This is a genomic window from Paraburkholderia heleia NBRC 101817 (assembly GCF_000739775.1).
Taxonomy (GTDB): domain Bacteria; phylum Pseudomonadota; class Gammaproteobacteria; order Burkholderiales; family Burkholderiaceae; genus Paraburkholderia; species Paraburkholderia heleia.
In genome coordinates, this window is the sequence record NZ_BBJH01000052.1 from 1 (window position 1) to 24425 (window position 24425).

Genomic DNA, 24425 nt, shown 5'->3' on the forward strand with positions numbered 1-24425 from the left:
GGCAGCACCGCCGCGCGCGCCGCTGCCGCCGCGCCGCCGCGCGTCGCGAAGCCGCCGAAACCGTACGTCTGGCAGGGACAGCCCGCGCGCGTGAACCCTCGCCCGCCCATGAGTGCGCCGCGCACTGCGCCGTTCAGCTCGCATCTGGCGCAAACGCCGCCCGCGACGCCCGCCTACTCGCGCCCCGCGCCCGCCGGCACACCGCAGGCGGAAGCACCGCTCTCGACGAGCGTGCTCGAAACGTTGCGCTCGATCGAAGAGAACGCCGCGCGCTGGACCACGCTCGCCGGCGCGAGCCTCGCCCGCCGCACCCTGGACGACGCGGGCGCACTCGCGGGCGAGGCGCAAACGCATGCGCAATTCCCGAGCGCATCGCCGGACATCGCGACGACGGCGGCGCCGGAAACAACTGCGGCGGGATCCCCGGAAACGGCGTTCGCTCCGGTCATGCAGCCGGAAGGTGACGACGTTTCGCCAAATCCGGGTTCGCAAGCGTTCGAGCAACCACACGCCTCGCCGCAACCCGACGACGCGACGCCAGGCGCGACGTCCGCTGCCCTTGACGCTGCCGCGGCTCAGAACCCGGCATCGTTCGAGCCGGATTCGCTCAGCGCTGGCTGCACGCCTGCGCCGACGGCCTGGCAACCGATGCCTGCGCACATGGACGAAGCCACGCAAGGCGCCCCAAGCGAGGCAGCGCATGCCGAGCCGGTGCAAGCGGCTGCCGCCCAAGCCGCAACGCCTTCGACCTGGTCAACGCTGGATCACGGCATGCCGTGGCTCCTGCTCGACGACGAACCGCCGGCTGCCACCCCCGCCGGGACGCACGCCGCCGAGTCGCAAGAGGTGCACGAACCACACGACCCGCTCGACCCATCGGCTCCGTCGATCATCGCGCACTTGCCCCAGTTCGCCCGCGAGGCACAACCCGACGCCGCCGCAACGCCTGCGCCGCACGCAGCGCCCATTAGCGAACAACCGCTCGAAGCAGGCAGCCGCGCCGACGTAGTGGTCGAACCGGCATCGACGACGACCCGCGACGAATCGGCATACGGCAGGTACGGCAGCGCGTTCGGAATCTCCTCGCGCGAGGCGCCTGCCCATGCCGCGCCCGTCGCGCGCAGCGAGACCGCCGGCGTCGATGAATACTCCGCGTCGATGGATCGAGCGCATGGGGTTGCGAACGAGGCGGCCGAAGTCACGCTCTCGCCAACTCTCCTGCAACCCGCAACGTCGGCTCCCACCCCGATTGCGGCCCCCGCGGCGCCCTACCCCGTCATCGCGACCGAACACAGCGCCGCGAGCCCCGATTTCGAGTCGGCATCCGAAACCATCGAAGCCACCGGAACCATCGAAGCCACCGGAACCATCGAAGCACCCGAAACCATCGAAGCGGTCGAAGCGGTCGAAGCGGTCGAAGCGGTCGAAGCGGTCGAAGCCCCCGAGCCCGCGGTCCAGCGCGCTCCCGTGCGCGGCCACGCGCCCACGTCCTTCGCGTTCGAGCCGCTCAGCGCATCAGCGGTCGAACTGCCTGGCCTCGATCTGCTCGAGCGCGCATCGTCCGAGATCGAGCCCGTCTCCGAGCAGAAGCTCGCCGAAACGAGCCAGCTCATCGAGCAGCGTCTCCAGGAGTTCAAGGTCCCCGTGACGGTGGTCGGCGCCTCGGCGGGCCCGGTCATCACGCGCTTCGAAGTGGAACCCGCGCTCGGCGTGCGCGGCAGCCAGATCGTCGGCCTCATGAAGGATCTCTCGCGCGGCCTCGGCCTCACGTCGATCCGCGTGGTCGAAACGATCCCCGGCAAGACCTGCATGGGCCTCGAACTGCCGAACGCCCGCCGCCAGATGATCCGCCTGTCCGGGATTCTCGAATCGGCGCCGTACCATCGCTCGCAGTCGAAGCTCACGATCGCGATGGGCAAGGACATCGTCGGCCATCCGGTCGTCACCGATCTCGCCAAGGCCCCGCACATGCTCGTGGCGGGCACGACCGGTTCGGGCAAGTCGGTCGCCATCAACGCGATGATCCTCTCGCTCCTCTACAAGGCGACGCCCGCGGACGTACGGCTCATCATGATCGACCCGAAGATGCTCGAGCTTTCCGTGTACGAAGGCATTCCGCATCTGCTCGCGCCGGTCGTGACCGACATGAAGCTCGCCGCCAACGCGCTCAACTGGTGTGTGGGCGAAATGGAGAAGCGCTACCGGCTGATGTCGGCGGTGGGCGTGCGCAATCTCGCGGGCTTCAACCAGAAGATCCGCGACGCCGAAGCTCAGGAAAAGAAGATCGGCAACCCGTTCTCGCTCACGCCGGAAGCCCCCGAGCCGCTCTCGCCGCTGCCGATGATCGTGGTCGTGATCGACGAACTCGCCGACCTCATGATGGTGGCGGGCAAGAAGATCGAAGAATTGATCGCGCGTCTCGCACAGAAGGCGCGCGCCGCCGGCATCCACCTGATTCTCGCGACCCAGCGTCCTTCGGTGGACGTCATCACCGGCCTCATCAAGGCGAATATTCCGACGCGCGTGGCGTTCCAGGTGTCGTCGAAGATCGACTCGCGCACGATTCTCGACCAGATGGGCGCCGAGTCGCTGCTCGGGCAGGGCGACATGCTGTTCCTGCCCCCGGGCACGGGCTACCCGCAGCGCGTGCACGGCGCGTTCGTCGCCGACGAGGAAGTGCACGCGGTCGTGGAATACCTCAAGCAGTTCGGCGAACCCGAGTACGTCGAAGGCATTCTCGACGGCCCGGCTTCCGAAGGCGCGCCGCAGGACCTCTTCGGCGACTCGCCCGACGCCGAAGCCGACCCGCTCTACGACGAGGCAGTCGCGTTCGTCGTGCGCACGCGGCGCGCGTCGATCTCGTCGGTACAGCGGCAACTGCGCATCGGCTACAACCGCGCCGCGCGTCTCGTCGAACAAATGGAAACGGCGGGCCTCGTTTCGCCGATGGGCATCAACGGCAGCCGCGAAGTGCTCGTGCCCGGCGGCGGCCAGGGCGAGTAAGGGCGAAGGCGCGCCGCGCGCCTGCTTTCCTCGTCTCGAAACGTTACTGCGCGACGAATTTGAAATCGACCGGCGAGCCGATGTCGACGCGCTTCGGGTTCGGCTCGAGCAAACCGGTCTGCTGATCGCGGCGGAACACGTAGGCGGTATCGCTGTTCTGGTTGCCCACGATGAGCCACTGGCCGGTCGGGTCGATCGCGAACTCGCGCGGCGACTTGCCAAGGCTCGACTGGCGCCCCACGCGCTTGAGCCTGCCGCTATTGCCATCGACGGCGAAGATCGAAATGTCGTTGGCGTCGCCGCGATTGGAAACGTAGAGGAACTTGCCGTCCGGCGACAGGTGGAGGGCCGCCGCGCCCTGCGTCCCCTTGAAGCCCGGCTGCGCGAGCTTCTCCACTTGCTCGAGCTTCATATGGCCGTCGTGATACGCAAACACCGTCACCGTGGCCGCCAGTTCGCTCGTGAGATACGCGTGCCGCCCGTCGTTGCCGAAGATCAGGTGACGCGGACCGCTGCCTGACTTCACATCGGTATACCGCCACTCGGCCGGGCTCACGAGGCCGCGGCTGCCGTCCGGCGTGTAGCGATACGTCCAGAGCTTGTCGGTGCCGAGGTCCTGGGTGAAGAGGTAGCGTCCATCCGGCGAAAACACCGTCGAGTGAACGTGCGCGTTGTCCTGACGTCCCTTCACGGGGCCGCCGCCCTCGTGGTGCACGGTGAGCACGGACTCGCCCAGCCTGCCGTCCTGCAGCACGGGCAGGACGGCGAAGCTGCCGCCCGGGTCGGCGGCCACCGAGTAGTTCGCCACGAAGAGATAGCGCCCATCCGGCGAGAGGCTCAGGTAGCAAGGATCGTTGCCCTGCGCCGACACCTTGTTGAGAAACGTGAGCTGACCACTTGCGGCATCGAAGCCGAATGCGCTCACGTCGCCGCGCAGGCTTGCGGGGCCGTTGTCGCCCGGCAGTTCGTTCACCGCATAGACGAAGCGGTTGTCCTTGCTCACCACGAGAAACGACGGGTTCACCGTCTTCGCCACGCTGACCGGCTGCATCTCGCCAGTCTGCGTATCGAAGCGGTAGACGTAGAGGCCCTCGCTCTTGCCGCCCGCCGTATAGGTGCCGACGATCAGGTTGTAGACACCACCCGCAGGCGCGGTCGTGGAAGCGGATTGCGCGAACGCATGCGTCGCGGCGACGGAAGCCATGATGACAACACCTTTGATGAACTGGGTGAGCAGATGCGCGGGTCCGCGTGCGCTCCGGCGCGCACGGGAGAGGCTGCCTGAATCGGCAGACGAGCGGGTAGACGAGCGGAAGGGCGCGGGCACGGCATTTGCGGCGGCACGGCGAAGGAACATGTCGACCTCTTTTTTCTTGTCGATGCAGGGAAGCGGAAGCGGGTCGGCCTCTCGTCGCCATGCCGACCGTATTCGTCCAGCTTTCGTCTGATACATGAGACACCGGCCCAAGTATAAGAGAGGCCGCGAACACCCGCCCCGCAGGCGCGCAGCGACGAGACGAGGCCAAACTCGAAGCAACGAAGCTGCAGCAAAGCGCAACACAGGCATTAACGCAAAGGTTCGAAACCCGCAGCAACCAGGGAGCCGTCATGAACATTCACGTCGCCATCGGGCCGCTCGTCGCGCTCATCGCAGGCATTCTGATTCTCGCCGTGCCGCGTCTGCTCAATTACATCGTCGCGCTGTATCTGATCATCATCGGGGTCATCGGGCTGTTCGGCGTGGGCGGGCATCTGTGACCCGCTCAGGTCGCGCCCGACAGCGTTTGTTGACACAGGCGAGATGAGTATTTGCGCGTGCTGCTGCGCAAAACGCATTGCGCAGGCGGCCCCGCTGCCACTACTCTTGTGCGTGCATGCCGCGCCGCTGCGGCAAGCGGCTTTCGTTTCCGAGCAACGCTGTCAATCTGCTTACTATGCCCGCACCCATTGAAGACTACGCATTGATCGGCGACGGCCACACGGCCGCGCTCGTTTCCCGCGCCGGATCCATCGACTGGCTCTGCTGGCCGCGCTTCGACTCCGGCGCCTGCTTCGCCGCCCTTCTCGGCACGGAGGAAAACGGCCGCTGGCTCATCGCCCCCGCGCAGCCCGAAGATGGCCAAGGCGACCAGAACCGCGTCGAGATCAGGACCACGCGCCGTTATCGCGGCGACACGCTGATCCTCGAAACCGACTTCGAAACGCCCGAGGGCGCGGTGACGCTCATCGACTTCATGCCGCCCGGCAACGGCTGGTCGGAACTCGTGCGCATCGTGGTGGGCCGGCGCGGCACCGTGCGCATGGAAAGCCAGCTCGTGCTGCGCTTCGACTATGGCTTTTCGGTGCCGTGGGTGAGCCGCCTCACCTATGAAAGCGGCATCAAGGCCACCGTAGGCCCGGACACGGTCGTGCTGCGCACGCCTGTGGACCTCCAGGGCGAGAACATGCACACGGTGGCGCAGTTCGACGTGAAGGCGGGCGAGCGCGTGCCGTTCTCGCTTTCGTATGCGGCCTCGCACTTGCGTCTGCCGCCGCCGCGCGACCCGTTCACCGCGCTTGCGCGCACGGAAAACTTCTGGACCGAATGGGCCTCGCGCGGCACGGTGGAAGGCCGCTGGGCCGAACCCATCCGCCGCTCGCTCATCACGCTCAAGGCCCTCGCCTACGAACCCACCGGCGGCATCGTCGCGGCGCCCACCACGTCGCTGCCCGAACAGCTGGGCGGCACGCGCAACTGGGACTACCGCTACTGCTGGCTGCGCGACGCGACCATCACGCTGCTCGCGATGATGCGCGGCGGCTACTACGACGAGGCGCGGGCCTGGCGCGCATGGCTCGGCCGCGTGATGGCCGGCTCGCCCTCGCAGTTGCAGATCATGTACGGGCTCGCCGGCGAGCGCCGTCTGCCCGAATTCGAACTCGACTGGCTGCCCGGCTACGAAGGCGCGAAACCGGTGCGCGTGGGCAACAACGCGGTCGGCCAACTGCAGCTCGACGTGTACGGCGAAGTGATGAACGCGCTGCACCTCGCGCGCGTGGGCGGCTTGCAGGCCGACGACACCGCATGGTCGATCCAGTGCACGATGCTCGAACACCTGGAAACGATCTGGACCGAGCCCGACGAGGGCATCTGGGAAACGCGCGGCGGCCGCCAGCATTTCACGTTCTCGAAGGTGATGGCGTGGGTCGCGTTCGACCGCGCGATCAAATCGGCGGAAAAGTTCGAACTGCCGGGGCCGCTCGATCACTGGCGCGAACTGCGCTCGACGATCCACGCGACCATTTGCGAACGCAGCTTCAACAAGGATCTGAATTCCTTTACGCAGACCTACGGCGGCACCGATCTCGACGCGAGCCTGCTGCTCATGCCGCTCGTCGGCTTCCTGCCTGCCGCCGATGCGCGCATCGCGGGTACGGTCGCGGCGATCGAGCGCGATCTCATGTGTGAAGGTTTTGTGATGCGCTACCGCACCACCGAATTCAACGATGGTCTGCCGCCGGGCGAGGGCACCTTCCTTGCGTGCAGCTTCTGGATGGTCGACAACCTGGCCCTGCAAGGCCGCATGGACCACGCACGCCGCATGTACGAGCGCCTGCTCGCGCTCGCCAACGACGTAGGATTGCTTGCCGAGGAATATGACCCCATTGCGGGGCGTCTGGTCGGCAACTTCCCCCAGGCGTTCTCGCATGTGGCGCTCGTGCATACGGGCCTGAACCTCATGCGGCACGAACAGGAAATGGCGAAGGAGACGGGACATCCCGCGGTCGGCGGCGCGTCGGCCGAGCCAGCTGTTGCATCCGCATCGTAAATGTTCGAAAGCGCCTGGACGTTTTCGCGAGGTGGGGTACACTAGGGATGCTGCGTTGCACAACAGCCGGGCGGAAAAATGCCACCCGAGCCGCCTGGCAACGGGGCGAAACGCGTGTACCGTCTTGCAGCGCCCTTGCAGCCACCCGCTGCGAGATGCGTGCGGGTCTGCCCTCGCTAAAGCCCTCCGGGCGGCGGCCGATAAACAACCTGACTGACCGACCAACCTTGCCGGCCCGCATCTGCTCCGCGCCTTCACCGCGCGCGACCTGGGTGCGAACCGCTCCTTGAAGATGCCGGAGCGCTCATGCTCTATCAAATCCGTGAATTCCAGCGCGCATTGCTCAGCCCGCTGACCGCCTGGGCCCAGGCCGCCTCGAAATCGTTCTCGAATCCGACGAGCCCGTTTTCACTCGTGCCGGGCGCCACGCGCTTTGCCGCCGGCTACGAGCTGCTCTATCGGCTTGGCAAGGACTACGAGAAGCCCGAATTCAACCTTCGCCAGATCGTGAAGGACGGCTTCAACATTCCGATCGTCGAGCAGACCATCATCGAGAAGCCGTTTTGCCGCCTGCTGCGCTTCAAGCGCTACGCAGACGACACCGGCGCCGTGGCCGCGCTCAAGGACGAGCCTGTCGTGCTCGTATGCGCGCCGCTCTCGGGCCACCACGCCACGCTCCTGCGCGATACGGTGCGCACGCTGCTGCAGGACCACAAGGTGTACATCACCGACTGGGTCGACGCGCGCATGGTGCCGCTCGAAGCCGGTCCGTTCCATCTCGACGACTACGTTGCGTATATTCAGGAGTTCATCCGCCATATCGGCGCGAAGAATCTGCACGTGCTGTCGGTTTGCCAGCCTACGGTGCCCGTGCTCGCGGCCATCTCGCTAATGGCGAGCCGCGGCGAGGACACCCCGCTCACGATGACGATGATGGGCGGGCCGATCGACGCGCGCCGCAGCCCCACCGCAGTCAACTCGCTCGCCACCGAACATTCGCTCGAGTGGTTTGCGAACAACGTGATCCATAGCGTGCCGGCGAACTATCCGGGCGAGGGACGCGAGGTGTATCCGGGCTTCCTGCAGCACGCGGGTTTCGTGGCGATGAATCCGGGCCGTCACACCACGGCGCACTGGGACTTCTACAAGAGCCTGCTGCGCGGCGACGAAGAGGACGCCGAAGCCCATCGCCAGTTCTATGACGAATACAACGCGGTACTCGACATGGCCGCCGAGTATTACCTCGAGACCATCCGCACCGTGTTCCAGGAGTTCAGCCTCGCTGAAGGCACGTGGGACGTGGCCGGCGAACGCGTGCGTCCGCAGGACATTCGCGACACGGCGCTCTTCACGATCGAAGGCGAGCTCGACGACATTTCGGGCGCGGGCCAGACGCGCGCCGCGCACGACCTGTGCGCGGGCATTCCCGAGGCGAACAAGCATCATCTGACTGCCGAGAAATGCGGCCACTACGGCATCTTCTCGGGCCGCCGCTGGCGCACGATCATCTACCCGCAACTGCGCGACTTCATCCGCCAGCACGAGCAGGCCGCCGGCCACACCGGCAAGCCAACGTCTGCCCGCGGCCGCGCCGCACAGGGCGCTGTCGCCTGACGAAGCCTTGCGCCTGGCTCGAGCGCACGCAATTCCCGCCAGCAGCACAATCCGCGCGCCGTCCCAGGACGGCGCGCCGCGTTTGTGGAGCGCGAAACGAACTGGCGCGAACCGGTGAATTCGCCGCGTGCGACGCGTGCGCTACTTGCGCATCAGATACGCGAGCAGCATCTCCGTGTTCAGCTGAATGATTTCCGCGCGTTCGGCAGTCGTGCTGAAGTCGCGACCGAGCGTGGCATTGAGCGTGTAGCGGTTCGATACGATGTAGTAGCCCATGCCTGAAAGCGTCACATAGAGACGCAACGGATCGACGCTCGGGCGGAACAGACCCGCAGATTCGCCGCGCGTGAGAATCGAGCCGAGCGTCGCCACGATCGGCGAGATCATCTCGCGAATTCGTGTGGACTTCTGCATATATCGCGCCTCGTGCAGATTCTCGTTGTTCACGAGCCGCAGCAGTTCGGGATTGTCGCGATAGTAGTCCCACACGAAATGCGCGAGCCGCGTGATTGCCTCGACAGGTGCGACCCCCGAGAGATCGAGCGCGCGCTCGGCTTCATTGAGCGCGCCGAATGCGTGCTCGAGGACTGCTGTGAATAGCTGCTCCTTGCTTCCGAAGTAGTAATAGAGCATGCGCTCATTGGTTTCCGCGCGTCGCGCGATCTGGTCGACGCGTGCGCCGAACAGACCGCCATTGGCGAATTCTTCGGCCGCGGCCAGCAGAATGCGGCGGCGGGTGCCTTCAGGATCTCTTTTGATTTTTGGCTGATTCATGGTGGCAGGATCTCGTTAAGCCGCGTTGTCCGGTTTACGTTGTCGGGCAATACTTCGCCGGGCCTCTCCTCGCCCTGGGATCGACAACGTTGTGCGGGGCGCGCCAGGTTAATGGACAGACACCCTCCGACCTACGGTCTTGCGTTCCTTCTTGTTTGTTAGATGTCGTTGCGAGCCGACATCGTTCTTCCCCCTGTCTGCTGCGTGCGAAGCACGTTGCCTGCCGTGCCCGACATGTACCGCTTACGTCTATTGATTTCCCCTGGACTGCACGGTGCTTCGCATTAAGCGCTTTGATTATGGCACATGGCCCGCCGATGGCAATGCGGGAAATCGGCGATAATGCACGCTTTGGCGCTGTGCGTGTGCGCCCCGTCAGGCCAGGTGCGAAACCCTGCGCGCCCAGGCTCACGCCACCGCCCGCCCCGATGTAGCGAACGTGAACGATCCCAAAACACTCGCAGATCGCATTGAAGATCTGCTGCCCCAGACCCAATGCACGAAGTGCGGCTATGACGGCTGCCGGCCCTATGCCGAAGCCGTCGCCGCCGGCACCGCCAACTACAACCAGTGCCCGCCCGGCGGCCTGGAAGGCGTCGGGCGCCTCGCGGCACTGCTCGGCAAACCCGTCATCCCGATCAACCCGGTCAACGGCGTGGAGCGCCCGCGTCCGGTGGCGTTCATCGACGAACAACTGTGCATCGGCTGCACGCTGTGCATGCAGGCATGTCCCGTCGATGCGATCGTGGGTGCGCCCAAGCAGATGCACACCATCGTCAAGGATCAGTGCACGGGGTGCGACCTGTGCGTGGCGCCCTGCCCGGTCGACTGCATCGCAATGATTCCCGTTACGGGTGAAGCGACCGGCTGGGATGCATGGACGCAGCAGCAGGCCGACGAGGCCCGCGTACGGCATGACCGGCGCGCCGCGCGCCAGGCCGCCGAACGACATGCCGCCGAGGCGCGCGCCGCGGCACGCCGCGCCGCCACGAGCGCGCCGCAAGCCCAGGCGCCGCAAGACGCCGCCACGCAGCCCGCAAGCGCACCCGCCGACGACGCCGAAGCGAAGAAGAAAGCGATCATCCAGGCCGCGCTCGAACGTGCGCGCCGCAAGAAGGCGGAGATGGCCGAACAGGGTGTGGGACCGCGCAACGTCGAGCACGTGAGCGCCGACGTGCAGGCGCAGATCGATGCCGCCGAGGCGCGCCGCAAGCGTATCGGTATCGAGCCGGGTAAATCGGACCCAACGCCCGACGACGACACATCCGCGCGATAGCGCTCCACAACGCCCCGGCCCCACTCACAACGAGCATGAACGCCACCAAGCGCCGCGCCATCTACGAAACGCTGCAAAGCCTCAACCCGCATCCCACCACCGAGCTGGAGTTCAGCACGCCGTTCGAACTCCTGATTGCCGTGATGCTCTCCGCGCAGGCCACCGACGTTTCGGTGAACAAGGCCATGCGCCGGATGTTTCCGGTCGCCAACACGCCGCAAGCGGTGCTCGCACTGGGCGAGGAAGGGGTGGCCGATTACATCAGGACGATCGGCCTTTATCGCACCAAGGCCAGGAACGTCATTGCGACGTGCCGGATTCTCGTCGAGCAATACGGCAGCGAGGTGCCGCCCACGCGCGAAGCGCTCGAAGCCCTGCCCGGCGTTGGACGCAAGACCGCGAACGTCGTGCTCAACACGGCCTTCGGCCAACCGACCATTGCCGTCGACACGCATATCTTTCGGGTTGCGAACCGAACGGGACTCGCGCCCGGCAAGGACGTGCGCGCCGTCGAAACCGCGCTCGAAAAATTCACGCCGGCCGAGTTCCGCCACGACGCGCATCACTGGCTCATCCTGCACGGGCGCTATGTGTGCAAGGCGCGCCGGCCCGAATGCTGGCATTGCGTGATCGAGCCGCTGTGCGAGTTCAAGCCGAAGACGCCGCCGCCGGAGCTCTGAGCGAGCGCGTGCGCCCGGACGTAGAATGATCGATACAGCTGTCGCAGCACGACACCGCACGAATTAGCGCCTCACCGATACGACCGACTCAAGATGTTCAATCCCAGCCGCGACGAAGTCCGCCGCTTTTTCACCGAGACCTGGCGCAAGCAGCGCGCGGGCGAAATTCTCACGCCGCTCGAGGCGATCGCCGCCGACTGGATCGTCGAGCACCCCGAATATCACGCCGAACTCGCCGACGCCGATGCGGCCGCCGCGCAGGACTACTCGCCCGAGCGCGGCCAGAGCAATCCGTTCCTGCATCTGTCGATGCATCTCGCGATCAGCGAGCAGTTGTCGATCGACCAGCCGCCCGGCATCCGCGCGGCCCACGACCGGCTTGCGGCACGGCTTGGCTCCACGCACGACGCGCAGCACGCGATCATGGAGTGCCTGGGCGAAACGATCTGGGAAGCACAACGCACGAACACGCCGCCCGACACCGACGCCTATCTCATGCGCATCGAGCGCCGCGCCTCACGCGACTGAATCGCAGTCGTTTCGCGACCGAGGCAAAACGAACCGCAAAAAAACGCCCCGCGTGGGCCTCGCCGGAAGCGAGGCCCACGCGGGGTGTCCGACATGATGCGGCACGCATGGCGCGCGCCGCGCTCACGCTTACTTCTTGTTGACGAGGTCGCCGCTGAGCGACTCGATGTACGCGGCGAGATCCTTCATGTCGCTCTGCGAAAGGCTCTGCACCTGCGCCTGCATGATCGGATTGTTGCGGCCGAGGTGCGGATTGCTCGTGCCCATCTGGTACTGGCGCAGCGCCCAGTAGATGTAATCGGCGTGCTGGCCGGCGAGCTTCGGATATTCGGGGCTCACGGGCTTGTTCAGGCCCGGGCCATGACAGGCCGCGCAGTTGTGGCTTTCGGCGAGAACCTTGCCGTTGGAGGCGTCGGCCGCGTACGCGGGATCGAGCGCGAGCGCGGCGGCCAGTGCGGCCCCGGCGAGCGCGAGCTTGATGGTTGCACCGGCAAACGAAGGCACAGCCGTGTAGGGCTTGTTCATGGATTCTCCACCTGCCGGTTATTTATTCGGATTGTCTTTCGACGCGGCCGTTTGCGACGCATAGTAGGCCGCGATGTCGGCGATGTCCTGTTCGGTCAGCGAGGACGCGATCGCGTGCATCGTCTCGAAATGCCGCTCGCCCTTCTTGTAGGCGAGCAACGCGTTCATGATGTACTGCGCGTTCTGGCCGCCCAGAATGGGCACGTGATAGACCTCGGGGTAGGCGGTGCGGTAGTCGGGAATACCATGACAGCCGATACACATCGCCACCTTGTCCTGACCCGCCTTCGCGTTGCCCACGATGTCCGCGTGAGCCGTGACCGCGAAGCACGCCAGCATGGTGATTGCGCCCGTGACGACGTGCTTGCCGACAATTTTTTTCATAGCATCCAACCTGGCTTGAGGGGATTCGAACGCCCGAACCGCAGGCCACGGCCTGCGCCGCATTACTGCTGTTTTACTTTTGGGGTCGCCGTGCAGGCCGAAAAAAATCGGTCCGAGTATACCGCGACGCCGCGCCGCACGTCCACCGGCCGCGCCACGCCTGGCGGGCCTCGGAGCGCGAGGCGAAGTCCCGCCGCGGGCCCGCGGCGGCCACCCAGCGCCCTCGCGTGCGGGCTCGCCCGCAGACAACCCGGAGGAACCCTGGCACGCGCAACGGACTCGCCGCGCGCCGTCGCGAGGCGTCCGGCAGCGCCTGCACGCCGTCCCTAAAGAGCGGACCCAACGATACGCGGTGGCGCGCCGACGCAACACCCCATCTGACTTATACTGGGATTTTTTTCCCCAGCGAGCGGATTCACCATGCGCGCCACGCGTTTCGAAGGCTCATCGCAATACGTCGCCACCGACGACCTGAAGCTCGCGGTCAATGCCGCGATCACGCTCAAGCGCCCCCTGCTCATCAAGGGCGAGCCCGGCACGGGCAAGACCATGCTGGCCGAAGAAGTGGCCGCGGCGCTGGGTATGCCGCTCATGCAGTGGCACATCAAGTCCACCACGAAGGCGCAGCAAGGGCTCTACGAGTACGACGCGGTATCGCGCCTGCGCGACTCGCAGCTCGGCGACGAACGCGTGAAGGACATCGCCAACTACATCGTGAAAGGCGTGCTGTGGCAGGCGTTCGAGTCGGAGCAGCAAAGCGTGCTGCTGATCGACGAAATCGACAAGGCCGACATCGAATTTCCGAACGACCTGTTGCGCGAACTCGACCGCATGGAGTTCTACGTCTACGAGACGCGCCAGCTCGTCAAGGCGAAACAGCGTCCGCTCGTCATCATCACGTCGAACAACGAGAAGGAGCTGCCCGACGCCTTCCTGCGGCGCTGCTTCTTCCACTACATCAGCTTTCCCGATCCGGCGACGATGCAGCGCATCGTCGAGGTGCACTATCCGGGCATCCGCAAGGAACTGCTCAACGCGGCCATGGAAAGCTTCTTCGAGCTGCGCAACGTCGCGGGCCTGAAGAAAAAGCCGTCTACGTCGGAGCTGCTCGACTGGCTCAAGCTCCTGCTCGCCGAAGAAATTCCGCCCGCGGCGCTGCGCGCGGCCGACGGCTCGAAGTCCGTGCCGCCGCTCGCCGGCGCGCTGCTCAAGAACGAGCAGGACATGACGCTGTTCGAGCGCCTCATCTACATGAACCGTCACAACCGTTGACAAGGACACCGCGCGCGAAAGCCGGAGACACCGCATGCTGATCGACTTCTTCTACACGCTGCGCGACGCGAAGCTGCCGGTTTCCGTGAAGGAGTACCTCACGCTCGTCGAAGCGCTGAAGGCACGCGTGATCGCGCCCTCGCTCGACGACTTCTACTACCTCGCGCGCATGACGCTCGTGAAGGACGAGCAGTACTTCGACCGCTTCGATCAGGCGTTCGGCGCGTATTTTCGCGGCATCGAGAAGCAGTCGGAACTGGCCTTCGAGATTCCCGAAGACTGGCTCAAGAAGCGGCTGGAGCGCGACTTCACGCCCGAACAGCGCGCGCAGATCGAAGCGATGGGCGGCCTCGACAAGCTCATGGAGCGCCTCAAAGAACTGTTCGAGGAACAAAAGGAGCGCCACGAGGGCGGCAGCAAGTGGATCGGCACGGGCGGCACGTCGCCCTTCGGCCACGGCGGCTATAACCCCGAGGGCATCCGCATGGGCGGCGAAGGCGGCCAGCGCAGCGCCGTGAAAGTGTGGGACGCGCGCGCGTACCGCGACTATGACGACCAGGTCGAAATCGGCACGCGCAACATCAAGGTCGCGTTGCGCCGCCTGCGCCGCTTCGCGCGCGAAGGCGCGGCACAAGAACTCGACCTCGGCGACACGATCCGCAGCACCGCCGCGAACGCGGGCTGGCTCGACCTCAAGATGGTGCCGGAGCGCCACAACAACGTGAAAGTGCTGATGCTGCTCGACGTGGGCGGCTCGATGGACGATCACATCAAACGTACCGAGGAGCTGTTCTCGGCCGCCAAGGCCGAATTCAAGCATCTGGAGTTCTATTACTTCCACAACTGCGTGTACGACCACCTGTGGAAGAACAACCGCCGCCGCCACGCCGAGCGCACGCCCACGTGGGACCTGCTGCACAAGTTCACGCCCGACTACAAGCTCATTTTCGTCGGCGACGCCACGATGAGCCCGTACGAGGTGCTTCAGCCGGGCGGCTCGGTCGAATACAACAACCCCGAAGCGGGCGCCGTCTGGCTGCGCCGCCTCGCCGACCAGTTCCCGCATTTCGCCTGGCTCAACCCCGAGCCCGAGCGGCTATGGGAGTATCGCCAGTCGGTGTCGATCATCCGCGAGATTCTCGGCCACCGCATGTACCCGCTCACCGTCGCCGGGCTCGAAACGGCCATGCGCGTGCTGAGCAAATAGGCACCGGCGCCCCCGACCTTTTCCGCTTTTCGAGGCGGCGCGTGCCTGAGTGTCGACAGGCCGCGCCGCCCGACGTCTTCCTCTCTACGCATAGTCTGGAGTCCACCCGCATGACCGCCCCCTCCTCCCCTGACCTGCCCGCGACGTTCAGGCCGGGACCGCTGCGGCCCTTCGCCGATACCTCGGTCGCCACGATCGTGGCCGGCTTCGTCGCGATGATGACGGGCTACACCAGCTCGCTCGTGCTGATGTTCCAGGCCGGCCAGGCCGCGCATCTGTCCGACGCGCAGATTTCCTCGTGGATCTGGGCACTTTCCATTGGCATGGCGCTCACGACCATCGGCCTGTCGCTGTGGTTTCGCGCGCCCATCGTGGTCGCGTGGTCCACGCCGGGCGCGGCGCTCCTCATCAGCTCGCTGCCGCACGTGCCCTATGCCGAGGCGATCGGCGCCTATATCGTCTGCGCCGTGCTGCTCACGGCGGTGGGCCTCACCGGCTGGTTCGACACGCTCATGAAGCGCATTCCCGCGGGTATCGCGGCGGCGCTGCTGGCGGGCATCCTGTTCGAGATCGGCATCGAGATCTTCCACGCCGCGCAGGTGCAGACGCCGCTCGTGCTCACGATGTTCTCCGGCTATCTGATCGTGAAGCGCTTCGTGCCGCGCTACGCGATCGTCGCGACGCTCGCGATCGGCGTCGCCGCCGCCGCCGCGCTCGGGCTGCTCGACTTCAGCCACTTCCGCGTGGCGGTAGCCAAACCCGTGTTCACGATGCCGGCGTTCTCGCTCACGGCGGTGGTGAGCATCGGCATCCCGCTCTTCGTCGTGGCGATGGCCTCGCAGAACGTGCCCGGCATCGCCGTGCTGCGCGCCGACGGCTACGACCACACGGCCGCCCCCTCCTCGCCGCTCATCGCCACCACGGGCCTGGCCTCGCTCGTGCTCGCGCCGTTCGGCTCGCATGGCGTGAATCTCGCGGCCATCACGGCGGCGATCTGCACCGGCCCACACGCCCATGAGGACCGCACGAAGCGCTATATGGCGGCCGTGTGGTGCGGCATTTTCTATCTGCTCGCCGGGATCTTCGGCGCGACCATCGCGGCGCTGTTCGCGGCGTTCCCGCAGGCGCTCGTGGTGTCGATCGCGGCGCTCGCGCTGTTCGGCTCGATCATGAGCGGCCTCACCAACGCCATGCAGAACGCAAGGGAGCGCGAAGCCGCGCTCATCACCTTCATGGTCACGGCATCGGGGCTCACGCTGCTCTCGATCGGCGCGGCGTTCTGGGGGCTCGTGGCGGGCGTGATCACCCAGTTCGTGCTGAACGCGCGGCGCGCCTGAGGCGCCTGAGCCGCCGCTTGCGCCTGCCAGCACTGCTGGCACGGTGCGTGCGGCGCGCTCGACATGCACCGCACCCGCTTGAAACGCAACGCCAGGCGTTTCCGCCATAAAATGATGAACTGAGCCGCGCCCAGACGCGCGGCACGACGCGCCCCAGCCGGCTTCCCGCGCAATCCGCGCGGGCTGGGCCGCAACGGCGCAGCACCCGTTCGCGTCCCGCCCGGCGCGCCCCAGGTTCACGCCTGAAGCGCTCCGGCCGTTCAACTCTCACCGAAGCAGGCGCGCACGCGCCCACAAGGCCTGACATGACTACCGCACTCGACCAGCTCAAGCAGTACACCACCGTCGTCGCCGATACGGGCGACTTCCAGCAATTCGTGCAGTACAAGCCGCAGGACGCGACGACCAACCCGTCGCTGATCCTCAAGGCGGTCCAGAAAGCCGAGTACCGTCCGCTGCTCGAAAAAACCGTGCGCGATCACGCGAGCGAGTCGCTCGAGTCGATCATCGACCATCTGCTGATCGCATTCGGTACCGAGATCCTCAAGATCATTCCGGGCCGCGTCTCGACCGAAGTCGATGCCCGCCTCTCGTTCGACACGAAAAAGTCGATCGACAAGGCACACCACATTATCGACCTGTACAAGCAGGCCGGCATCGGCCGCGAGCGCGTGCTGATCAAGCTCGCCTCCACCTGGGAAGGCATCCGCGCCGCCGAAGTGCTGCAAAAGGACGGCATCCGCTGCAACATGACGCTGCTGTTCTCGCTCGCCCAGGCCGCCGCGTGTGCCGAGGCGGGCGCGCAGCTCATCTCGCCGTTCGTGGGCCGCATCTACGACTGGTACAAGAAGGCCAAAGGCGCCGACTGGGACGACGCGAAGGACGGCGGCGCGAACGACCCGGGCGTGCAGTCGGTGCGCAAGATCTACGCGTACTACAAGAAGTTCGGCCACAAGACCGAGGTGATGGGCGCGAGCTTCCGCAACACGAGCCAGATCGTCGAGCTGGCCGGCTGCGACCTGCTCACCATCAGCCCGGACCTGCTGCAGAAGCTCCACGACAGCAACGAGAAGGTCGAACGCAAGCTCTCGCCGGAAGCGTTCGAGGGCGCGAAGATCGAGCGCGTGGCCGTGGACGAGCCGTCGTTCCGCTTCCAGCTCAACGAAGACGCCATGGCGACCGAGAAACTCGCCGAAGGCATCCGCGCGTTCGCCGCAGACGCGGTCAAGCTCGAAAAGATGATCGAGGAACTGCGCGCGAAATAATGCGCTGGCGCTCCAGGCAGGGCGCATTGACGTATCGATGACCGAGGGCCGCACATGGCGAATGTGCGGCCCTTTGTTTTACACGGCGGCTCGCAACGACCGTTCCCGTGCGCCCTCTCGCAAACCCTGACGACACACCGCTCAGCCACGCCCGCGCGCGCGCCTAGAATCAGAGCAGCGGCGCAACCCGCCGCGCGATCCGGCCCCGCGCACACCCTCGCGTGAAACCGGCCGGCCAACGTCCCGTCCGCAAGGAAACCGACGATGCAAATCCAGCCCTATCTCTTTTACCCCGGCAACTGCGAGGAAGCGATCGCGTTCTATGGCGAAGCGCTCGGCGCGAAAGAAGTGATCAAGATGCGCTTCAAGGAAGCGCCGCCGGACCCCGCGCGCCCCATGCCGACCGAATTCGCCGAAAAGATCATGCATGCGACGCTGCAGATCGGCGACGCGCAAATCATGGTGTCCGACGGCGGCTGCATGACGCAGAACGACAAGTTCCTCGGCTTCGGCGTCTCGCTGACCGGGCCCGATATCGCCACGGCCGAACGCTACTTCAACGCGCTGGCCAAAGGCGGCACGGTCACGATGCCGTTTCAGAAGACCTTCTGGTCGCCCGGCTTCGGCATGCTGACCGACAAGTTCGGCGTGCCGTGGATGGTCTCGGCGCCGCACGAGCAACCCGCCTGATCCGCCCCACGACTGCAGAAGCGCGCGCGGCGTCACACCATGCGGTGGGTCGCGGCGCGCTCGATGTTCCAGCGCGGCTCGGTCTCGAGGAGGAGCGCGCGCAGGCGCTCCACCTGCTCCTCCACACGCAGGCTGAGCCAGTAGGGCCCCTGCATGCGCGGCTCGGGGCAGCCCTGCGGCTCGCCCGGCATGGTTTCGCGCACGGCCTCGCCCGTCATGCCGCCCGCGCCGCGCCCCGCCACCTGTGCCGCGCCCGGGCGCAGCGCCCGCTGCGCCGCCTCGGGGTGACGCCCGCCGCCAAAACGCAGCGCCCGTGCCGTGGCAAGCAGCGCACGGCGCACGGTTTCACTGCGCTCGGCGAACGCCACGCGCACGAGCGCCTGCTCGTAGCTGCCGGTGCCCGTACAGAGCATCTCCAGCGCGCTCAGCAGCGAGCGATGCAGGCGCTGCACCTGTTCGAGCCGCGCGAGCGGCACGTCGATCTCCTTGGCAACCGAGGGCATCAGCGCGCGCAGTTGCACGAGCCGTGCGTTCAGGCGCATGAAGGTCTGCACCTGCTCATCGGTGTCCACATGCACGCCGCCCGCCACCTGCGCGTACACGCGCGCGCATTCGCGCAGATTGTCGGCAAGGCGGTAGCGCCACGAATACGTCGCGTGCAGCGGCAAGGCAAACGAAAACACGAGCGCGATGACGATGCCGAGAATCACGTTGAGCGTGCGCCAGAGACCCGTATCGATGAGGTTGTCGCCGTGCCCCGCGACGATGCACATGGTGATGGCGGCCAGCAGCGCGACGTAGCCCGGCTTGCCGATGGCGTAGTAGCCGCACACGGCGGCGACGAGCGACATCAGCACGTAGGTGAGCGACACGGAACCGGTGATGGCCTGCACGACGATGAGCGCGAGCCCGATCACGGCGCCGAGCAGCGTGCCGAGCGCGCGCTCGGCGGCCTTCTTGCGGATGTTGCCCTGGTGCTGCAACCCGCCGATCACGACGAGCAGCGTGACCGACGCCCAGATGCCGTGCGGAATATGGATGCCCGAAGTCGCGAGAATCGAGGCGAGCATGGCAAGGCCCACGCGCACGCTGTGGATCACCTTGGCGTTGCGGTAGCGATAGTACGGCGAGGTCAACGCGCGCCACATGCGCGCCAGACGCGAGCGGCGGCGCGGCGGGCGCAGGCGTTGCGCGCCGCTGCGCCCGGCTCGGGAACGGGATTCGGTTCGGAATGAGGCCATGGCACGGGCTGAACGTGAGCCAGATCAGCCGTCATCGTGCACCGGAAAAACCGATGCCCGCAACTCCGTGTTGCGGGCATCGGGTACGAAACCAGCCCGGCGGCACGCGCCGGGCATGAGCGGATCAGCCCTCGACGGCGTCGAGATAGTCTTCCGGACGCGTGCGATCCGCGCCCTTTTGCATCCCGACCACGTGCACGAGCGCCGACACGACGATCGAGACCACGAGGTTCACGACCAGCGACCATACCGCGGCGTAGCCCGGAATCGCCATGCCGAACAGGTGAATCGTGAAGATCGAGCCTGCGAGCTTGAGCGAAATGGCCATCCACGTGCCGGTCGCGATGCCGGCCGCCCAGCCCACCAGCAGACCGCGATAGTCGAGCATGCGGGTGTAGAGACCGAGCACGATCGCGGGCAGGGTCTGGATGATCCAGATACCGCCGAGCAGCTGCAACTGGATCGCGTACGTGAGCGGCAGACCCAGGATGAACGCCACCGCGCCGACCTTCACGATCAGCGAGACCAGCTTGGCGATATTGGTCTCCTGCTCGTGATTCATGTTGCGGTTGATGAACTCCTTGTGGATGTTGCGCGTGTAGAGGTTAGCCGCCGCAATCGACATGATCGCAGCCGGTACCAGCGCGCCGATGCCGATGGCCGCGAACGCCACGCCCACGAACCACGACGGGAAGAAATGCAGGAACAGCGCCGGCACCGCAAAGTTCGGGCCGAAGGCCTTGAAGTATGGCGCGAATTCCGGCATGTCCTTCACGCCGGAGGCGAGCGCCATGTAGCCGAGCAACGCGAGCAGACCGAGCACCAGCGAGTACGCCGGCAGCATCGCCATGTTGCGGCGGATGGTGTTGCCCGACGACGACGACAGAATCGCCGTGACCGAGTGCGGGTACAGGAACAGCGCGAGCGCCGAGCCCACCGCAAGTGTCGCGTAGGCGCTATAGCCGTTCAGACTCGTGGCGTCCGGCGACTTGAGCAGCAGCTTGGCTGGCGGCACCGCGCCGAAGATGTGGCCGAAGCCGCCCATCTGCGCGGGAATCACGATGATCGCGACGATGATCGTGATGTAGATGAGGATGTCCTTCACCACGGCGATCATGGCCGGCGCGCGCAGGCCCGACGTGTACGTGTACGCGGCGAGAATCGCGAACGCGATGATGAGCGGCAGGTCGCCGACAAAGCCCGTCGTGTCGAAGCCGAGTGCGCCGATCACCACTTCGATACCCACCAGCTGCAGCGCGATATACGGCATGGTCGCGACGATGCCCGTCACGGCGATGGCGAGCGCCAGCAGGCGGCTGCCGTAGCGCGCGCTCACGAAGTCCGCCGAGGTGACGTATTGATGGCGCTTCGCGACGGCCCAGAGCTTCGGGAACACGACGAACGCGAAGGGATAGATCAGGATCGTGTACGGCAGCGCGAAGAAACCCATTGCGCCCGCACCGAACACGAGCGCCGGGACGGCGACGAAGGTGTATGCGGTGTAGAGGTCCCCGCCGAGCAGGAACCAGGTGACGATCGTACCGAAGCGGCGGCCGCCGAGGCCCCACTCTTCGAGATGCGCGAGGTCGCCCTTGCGCCAGCGCGCGGCGAAGAAGCCGAGAACCGTGACGCCGAGGAAGAACAGAACAAAGACAACGGTTGCTGTGACGTTCATTGCGCGCCCCCTTCATCGCCCTTGCTGCGGGTCTTCGTCCTGAAGTAGACGAGCGCGGTAATGGCAGCGCTGATCAGCACCCAGAGAAGTTGATACCAGTAGAAAAACGGGAAGTCCCACAGAGTGGGCTCGATCTTGTTGTAAGACGGCACCCAGATCATCGCGATCCAGGGCAGCAGCAAAAGCCAAAGCCAATGCTTGCTCGGTTTTCCGGCGTCGGCGTCGTGAGCCATGACGTCTCCTCGTTGCTTATGTAGTTATGCGGCCTGGCTTTCTCTGCGGTGCGCCGCCCGGCGTGAAGCGGCGGATGGCCTCACAGACGGATAAGCCCGCAAGGTCCCCGAAAGCGCTGAAAAGAGTATCGAGGCCGCGCCACACGGTCAAGCAGGGCGGACCCCAATTCCGAGGACGTTGTCAAGAGCCAACGGCTTGCGCCATGTCCGGAAAATTGCCCGGAAATACGCTTTACAGGCGAAAAAAAACCGGCGCCGAGGCCGGTTATCTGTGCCGCAACGGCGTTGCCGCCGTTCGCGCGGATCAGATCGAGAACGTTGCGCCGTGCTGGCCGCCCGATTCGCGCAGCGCCTTGACCCACTGGTGCGCCGGCAGGCCGAGCTTGCTTTCGAGCAGGCGCGCGCGCTTTTCGAGCGCATCGAAGGTGACTTCGAGCGCCGGGCCCGAGAACGCGAGCGCGACGCGATTGCCTTCGTGCACTTCGGGCAGTGCGATCACGCGGCCTTCGAAGGCTTCGTTCAGGCGCTTCATGTTGCGCACGAAGCTCGGGTGGTCGCCGAACAGATTGATCGTCGCGACGCCGGCATCGGTCAGGCACGCGCGCACAGCGCGGTAGAACGCCACGCTGTCGAGCACCGGGCCGCGCGCGGTCGCGTCGTACACGTCGATCTGCAGCGCGCCGATGGTGCCGTGATTGGCGCGGTCCTGCACGAAGTCCCACGCGTCGAGTTCGCGCACGCTCAGGCGTGCGTCGTCGTACGGCAGCTCGAACATCGTGCGAGCGGCCACCACGACCGCCGGATTCAGCTCGATTGCCTCGACCTTTGCGGGACGCAGATAGCGGTGCGCGAACTTGGTGAGGGCGGCGGCGCCCAGACCCAGTTGCACGATGCGCTTGGGCGTGGCGAGGAACAGCAGCCAGGCCATCATCTGCTGCGCGTATTCCAGTTCGATGTGCAGCGGCTTCGCAAGACGCATCGCGCCCTGCACCCACTCCGTGCCGAAGTGCAGATAGCGCACACCGTCCTCTTCCGAGAACGTGACCGGCGCGAAACGCGGCTTGCGCGGCGCTTCGATGACCGGAGCGTTGTCGAGTTCGTCAGCGCTGGCGGCGGCGCGGCGCGGGCGCTTCGTGACCTTTGCGGTCTTGCCCGCGGTCTCGCCCGATTGCGTCGCGTTGCCGGCTTGCTTGAATGCGCGGGCCTCGGCGGAGGCACGCTTGATGAGAGTCGTCATGTAGAAAGTCGCTTGCTGTGGGAACGCAAATGCAGGTGCATTTGCTCAGGCGACCGAGAGCATAGCATCCGCTGCGCTTCGTGCCGGATTTGCCAGACACATCGAGCGCCTCGCCCCAGCCGCACGGATCGATACGACGGCCTCCGTATCCGCAGGTACTTTCCTGGGATTGCCGAACATGTTGCCGCCCAGCTTGCAGCTCGCGTAGCGCTTCCATTGCCAGGCGCTCAGGCTGCCTTCCGTCGGTCTCGCATCCCGTCGCAGGACTGCCGGTGGGTAGCGGCAGCATCGTCATGCACCGCGCATACGCACGGCCAACGCGCGATGTCCGCGGATTCAAGATTCATGCCGCAGCGCCGATATTCCTCCAGGAGACCCGCCTGGACCGACACACAAGACCTCGAGTCCCCATGTCAGCAGCGTTCCGCAATCACGAGGTATAACAACCATGCTCAACACCGTGCGAACCATCGGCGTGATCACGCCGCTCGTATTTCTGACCGCTTGTGCTGTAGTCGCTCCGCCGTATTCCCCAGACGTCGACAATATTCAGTCGCTCAAGAACGCGACGACCGCGCACGCGAAAGTCGGCGCATTCGACTCCCACGCGGACGCAAAAAATCCGTATCCGGTTCCGTTACGCGCAAATAGCCTGAAGTCTCCGGTCGGCAATTCATTCGGCGCCTATCTTGCCGATGCGATGACGAGGGAATTGCAAATGGCCGGCAAGCTTTCTCCGCAGAGCGATGTCGAGATCAAGGCCACGCTACTGGAAAACGACATCGACGTCGGCGTTGCAACCGGTGCCGCGCGACTGTCGGCACGCTTCATCGTGTTGCGATCGGGCAGCGTGCGCTACGACCAGGTGAAATCCGCGCACACGCAATGGGATTCGGCGTTCGCGGCCATGATCGCGGTACCGAAGGCGCGCGAAGAATATCCGCTCGCCGTGCAGAAACTGCTCGGCGAACTCTACGCCGACCCGGCCTTCATTCAGGCAATCCAATAACTCAACCAGCCATACGACGGGGAACGAACACCATGACATTGATTCGAATGATCGCCGCGGCAAGCGTGATCGCCGCACTTTCAGGCTGTGCGCACGAGATTTCGCTGACCGGCGACGCAAGCAGGATTCCGGCGCTCTCGACGCAGCCGCTCGACAAAACCGTCGGTCTCGTCATTACGGACGACGACTTGTCGAAGGAAGTGATCACGCCCGGCGGCGGCGGCGACAAGGTGAGCTATCACCCGTACCACGACCTCGAACTGCCGATGTACGTTGGACTCGGTCACGTGTTCAAGAACGTGACCAAGCTCAAGCGCGCACCGGACGCGGCAACGATACAGGCCAAACATCTCGACTACGTGATCACGCCGACGATCAAGACAACGTCGTCGTCCCCTAGCCTCCTCACCTGGCCGCCCACGGATTTCTCGGTCACGCTTGCCTGCACCGTGACGGACCCGGGCGGCCAGACCGTGACCACCACGGACGTGACGGGCACCGGCCACGCAGAGTTTAGTCAGTTCAAGCACAACTTCGGCCTGGCTGGCCAGCTTGCAACGGCCGACGCGGTGACCCGGTTGCAGTCGGCGCTGGCGACGGCGCCCGAATTGCAGAAGTAACGCCTGCATGGCGCGGCTGGAGCCACCATCCGGCCGCGCTTTTGCC

General features: G+C 65.6%; 22 protein-coding genes. 14 read left to right on the top strand and 8 right to left on the bottom strand.

What is annotated here, in order from left to right:
• On the top strand, window positions 1-3003 hold a 3003-nt coding region (locus tag BHE01S_RS31630), incomplete at its 5' end, for a DNA translocase FtsK (RefSeq protein ID WP_052406205.1).
• 43 nt (window positions 3004-3046) lie between these two features.
• Here the strand turns inward: BHE01S_RS31630 and BHE01S_RS31635 are convergent.
• On the bottom strand, window positions 3047-4360 hold the full coding sequence (locus tag BHE01S_RS31635) for a lactonase family protein (protein ID WP_042271082.1): 1314 nt from the start codon (window positions 4358-4360) through the stop codon (window positions 3047-3049).
• A 251-nt stretch (window positions 4361-4611) separates the two neighbouring features.
• Here BHE01S_RS31635 and BHE01S_RS37365 point away from each other — a divergent pair, with 251 nt between their 5' ends.
• The 3 genes from BHE01S_RS37365 to BHE01S_RS31645 all read left to right on the top strand — a co-directional run bounded on the left by BHE01S_RS37365 (window position 4612) and on the right by BHE01S_RS31645 (window position 8426).
• On the top strand, window positions 4612-4761 hold the full coding sequence (locus BHE01S_RS37365) for a DUF3096 domain-containing protein (RefSeq protein WP_081771773.1): 150 nt from the start codon (window positions 4612-4614) through the stop codon (window positions 4759-4761).
• A 176-nt stretch (window positions 4762-4937) separates the two neighbouring features.
• The gene (locus BHE01S_RS31640) at window positions 4938-6812 is read left to right on the top strand and encodes a glycoside hydrolase family 15 protein (protein ID WP_042271215.1); all 1875 of its coding nucleotides are present in this window, start codon (window positions 4938-4940) and stop codon (window positions 6810-6812) included.
• Window positions 6813-7118: 306 nt separating this feature from the next.
• Complete coding sequence (locus tag BHE01S_RS31645; protein ID WP_042271085.1) at window positions 7119-8426, top strand: polyhydroxyalkanoate depolymerase; 1308 nt, start codon at window positions 7119-7121, stop codon at window positions 8424-8426.
• A 141-nt stretch (window positions 8427-8567) separates the two neighbouring features.
• Here the strand turns inward: BHE01S_RS31645 and BHE01S_RS31650 are convergent, their stop codons facing one another.
• Window positions 8568-9200 (bottom strand): TetR family transcriptional regulator, encoded by a 633-nt coding sequence (locus BHE01S_RS31650; RefSeq protein WP_042271086.1) that lies wholly within the window; start codon window positions 9198-9200, stop codon window positions 8568-8570.
• 439 nt (window positions 9201-9639) lie between these two features.
• On the opposite strand from BHE01S_RS31650, the gene rsxB reads away from it, so the two are divergent.
• The 3 genes from rsxB (at window position 9640) to BHE01S_RS31665 (ending at window position 11684) form a co-directional block, all read left to right on the top strand.
• Window positions 9640-10476, top strand: coding sequence for an electron transport complex subunit RsxB (gene rsxB / locus BHE01S_RS31655; RefSeq protein WP_042271088.1), 837 nt, complete (start codon window positions 9640-9642; stop codon window positions 10474-10476).
• 35 nt (window positions 10477-10511) lie between these two features.
• Window positions 10512-11156, top strand: coding sequence for an endonuclease III (gene nth, locus BHE01S_RS31660; RefSeq protein WP_042271090.1), 645 nt, complete (start codon window positions 10512-10514; stop codon window positions 11154-11156).
• 93 nt (window positions 11157-11249) lie between these two features.
• Entirely contained in the window at window positions 11250-11684 is a 435-nt protein-coding gene (locus BHE01S_RS31665) for a DUF1841 family protein (protein WP_028210468.1), read from the top strand.
• 129 nt (window positions 11685-11813) lie between these two features.
• On the opposite strand, the gene BHE01S_RS31670 is transcribed toward BHE01S_RS31665, so the two are convergent.
• A complete protein-coding gene (locus BHE01S_RS31670) occupies window positions 11814-12209 on the bottom strand; it encodes a c-type cytochrome (protein WP_042271092.1) in 396 nt (131 codons plus the stop codon).
• 18 nt (window positions 12210-12227) lie between these two features.
• Window positions 12228-12593: a c-type cytochrome gene (locus BHE01S_RS31675; protein WP_042271094.1), complete on the bottom strand. Its 366-nt coding sequence runs from the start codon at window positions 12591-12593 to the stop codon at window positions 12228-12230.
• 420 nt (window positions 12594-13013) lie between these two features.
• Between BHE01S_RS31675 and BHE01S_RS31680 the strand changes: the two genes are divergently transcribed.
• The 5 genes from BHE01S_RS31680 (at window position 13014) to BHE01S_RS31700 (ending at window position 18364) form a co-directional block, all read left to right on the top strand.
• Window positions 13014-13865 carry an AAA family ATPase gene (locus BHE01S_RS31680; protein WP_042271096.1) on the top strand — a complete coding sequence of 284 codons (852 nt, stop codon included), beginning with the start codon at window positions 13014-13016 and terminating at the stop codon, window positions 13863-13865.
• A gap of 34 nt (window positions 13866-13899) precedes the next feature.
• Complete coding sequence (locus BHE01S_RS31685) at window positions 13900-15072, top strand: vWA domain-containing protein (protein ID WP_042271097.1); 1173 nt, start codon at window positions 13900-13902, stop codon at window positions 15070-15072.
• Window positions 15073-15182: 110 nt separating this feature from the next.
• Complete coding sequence (locus BHE01S_RS31690) at window positions 15183-16409, top strand: benzoate/H(+) symporter BenE family transporter (protein ID WP_042271098.1); 1227 nt, start codon at window positions 15183-15185, stop codon at window positions 16407-16409.
• Window positions 16410-16714: 305 nt separating this feature from the next.
• Window positions 16715-17674, top strand: coding sequence for a transaldolase (gene tal, locus BHE01S_RS31695; RefSeq protein ID WP_042271099.1), 960 nt, complete (start codon window positions 16715-16717; stop codon window positions 17672-17674).
• A 264-nt stretch (window positions 17675-17938) separates the two neighbouring features.
• The gene (locus tag BHE01S_RS31700) at window positions 17939-18364 is read left to right on the top strand and encodes a VOC family protein (RefSeq protein WP_042271100.1); all 426 of its coding nucleotides are present in this window, start codon (window positions 17939-17941) and stop codon (window positions 18362-18364) included.
• A gap of 32 nt (window positions 18365-18396) precedes the next feature.
• Here BHE01S_RS31700 and BHE01S_RS31705 read toward each other — a convergent pair whose 3' ends face one another.
• The 4 genes from BHE01S_RS31705 to BHE01S_RS31720 form a co-directional block, all read right to left on the bottom strand.
• On the bottom strand, window positions 18397-19512 hold the full coding sequence (locus BHE01S_RS31705) for an FUSC family protein (protein WP_042271101.1): 1116 nt from the start codon (window positions 19510-19512) through the stop codon (window positions 18397-18399).
• A 217-nt stretch (window positions 19513-19729) separates the two neighbouring features.
• On the bottom strand, window positions 19730-21280 hold the full coding sequence (mctP, locus tag BHE01S_RS31710) for a monocarboxylate uptake permease MctP (RefSeq protein ID WP_042271103.1): 1551 nt from the start codon (window positions 21278-21280) through the stop codon (window positions 19730-19732).
• Complete coding sequence (locus BHE01S_RS31715) at window positions 21277-21513, bottom strand: DUF3311 domain-containing protein (protein ID WP_042271105.1); 237 nt, start codon at window positions 21511-21513, stop codon at window positions 21277-21279. The genes mctP and BHE01S_RS31715 overlap by 4 nt, the downstream gene beginning before the upstream one ends.
• Before the next feature lie 304 nt (window positions 21514-21817).
• Window positions 21818-22750, bottom strand: coding sequence for a class I SAM-dependent methyltransferase (locus BHE01S_RS31720; protein WP_042271107.1), 933 nt, complete (start codon window positions 22748-22750; stop codon window positions 21818-21820).
• Window positions 22751-23225: 475 nt separating this feature from the next.
• Between BHE01S_RS31720 and BHE01S_RS31725 the strand changes: the two genes are divergently transcribed.
• Window positions 23226-23759 (top strand): hypothetical protein, encoded by a 534-nt coding sequence (locus tag BHE01S_RS31725; protein WP_245639917.1) that lies wholly within the window; start codon window positions 23226-23228, stop codon window positions 23757-23759.
• A 32-nt stretch (window positions 23760-23791) separates the two neighbouring features.
• Complete coding sequence (locus BHE01S_RS31730; protein WP_042271112.1) at window positions 23792-24379, top strand: hypothetical protein; 588 nt, start codon at window positions 23792-23794, stop codon at window positions 24377-24379.
• Window positions 24380-24425 lie beyond the last annotated feature (46 nt).

Coding starts and splice junctions, on each gene's coding strand:
- BHE01S_RS31635 (WP_042271082.1), bottom strand. CDS start 4,360: ATGTTCCTTCGCCGTGCCGCCGCAAATGCCGTGCCCGCGCCCTTCCGC.
- BHE01S_RS37365 (WP_081771773.1), top strand. CDS start 4,612: ATGAACATTCACGTCGCCATCGGGCCGCTCGTCGCGCTCATCGCAGGC.
- BHE01S_RS31640 (WP_042271215.1), top strand. CDS start 4,938: ATGCCCGCACCCATTGAAGACTACGCATTGATCGGCGACGGCCACACG.
- BHE01S_RS31645 (WP_042271085.1), top strand. CDS start 7,119: ATGCTCTATCAAATCCGTGAATTCCAGCGCGCATTGCTCAGCCCGCTG.
- BHE01S_RS31650 (WP_042271086.1), bottom strand. CDS start 9,200: ATGAATCAGCCAAAAATCAAAAGAGATCCTGAAGGCACCCGCCGCCGC.
- nth (WP_042271090.1), top strand. CDS start 10,512: ATGAACGCCACCAAGCGCCGCGCCATCTACGAAACGCTGCAAAGCCTC.
- BHE01S_RS31665 (WP_028210468.1), top strand. CDS start 11,250: ATGTTCAATCCCAGCCGCGACGAAGTCCGCCGCTTTTTCACCGAGACC.
- BHE01S_RS31670 (WP_042271092.1), bottom strand. CDS start 12,209: ATGAACAAGCCCTACACGGCTGTGCCTTCGTTTGCCGGTGCAACCATC.
- BHE01S_RS31675 (WP_042271094.1), bottom strand. CDS start 12,593: ATGAAAAAAATTGTCGGCAAGCACGTCGTCACGGGCGCAATCACCATG.
- BHE01S_RS31680 (WP_042271096.1), top strand. CDS start 13,014: ATGCGCGCCACGCGTTTCGAAGGCTCATCGCAATACGTCGCCACCGAC.
- BHE01S_RS31685 (WP_042271097.1), top strand. CDS start 13,900: ATGCTGATCGACTTCTTCTACACGCTGCGCGACGCGAAGCTGCCGGTT.
- BHE01S_RS31690 (WP_042271098.1), top strand. CDS start 15,183: ATGACCGCCCCCTCCTCCCCTGACCTGCCCGCGACGTTCAGGCCGGGA.
- tal (WP_042271099.1), top strand. CDS start 16,715: ATGACTACCGCACTCGACCAGCTCAAGCAGTACACCACCGTCGTCGCC.
- BHE01S_RS31700 (WP_042271100.1), top strand. CDS start 17,939: ATGCAAATCCAGCCCTATCTCTTTTACCCCGGCAACTGCGAGGAAGCG.
- BHE01S_RS31705 (WP_042271101.1), bottom strand. CDS start 19,512: ATGTGGCGCGCGTTGACCTCGCCGTACTATCGCTACCGCAACGCCAAG.
- mctP (WP_042271103.1), bottom strand. CDS start 21,280: ATGAACGTCACAGCAACCGTTGTCTTTGTTCTGTTCTTCCTCGGCGTC.
- BHE01S_RS31715 (WP_042271105.1), bottom strand. CDS start 21,513: ATGGCTCACGACGCCGACGCCGGAAAACCGAGCAAGCATTGGCTTTGG.
- BHE01S_RS31720 (WP_042271107.1), bottom strand. CDS start 22,750: ATGACGACTCTCATCAAGCGTGCCTCCGCCGAGGCCCGCGCATTCAAG.
- BHE01S_RS31730 (WP_042271112.1), top strand. CDS start 23,792: ATGACATTGATTCGAATGATCGCCGCGGCAAGCGTGATCGCCGCACTT.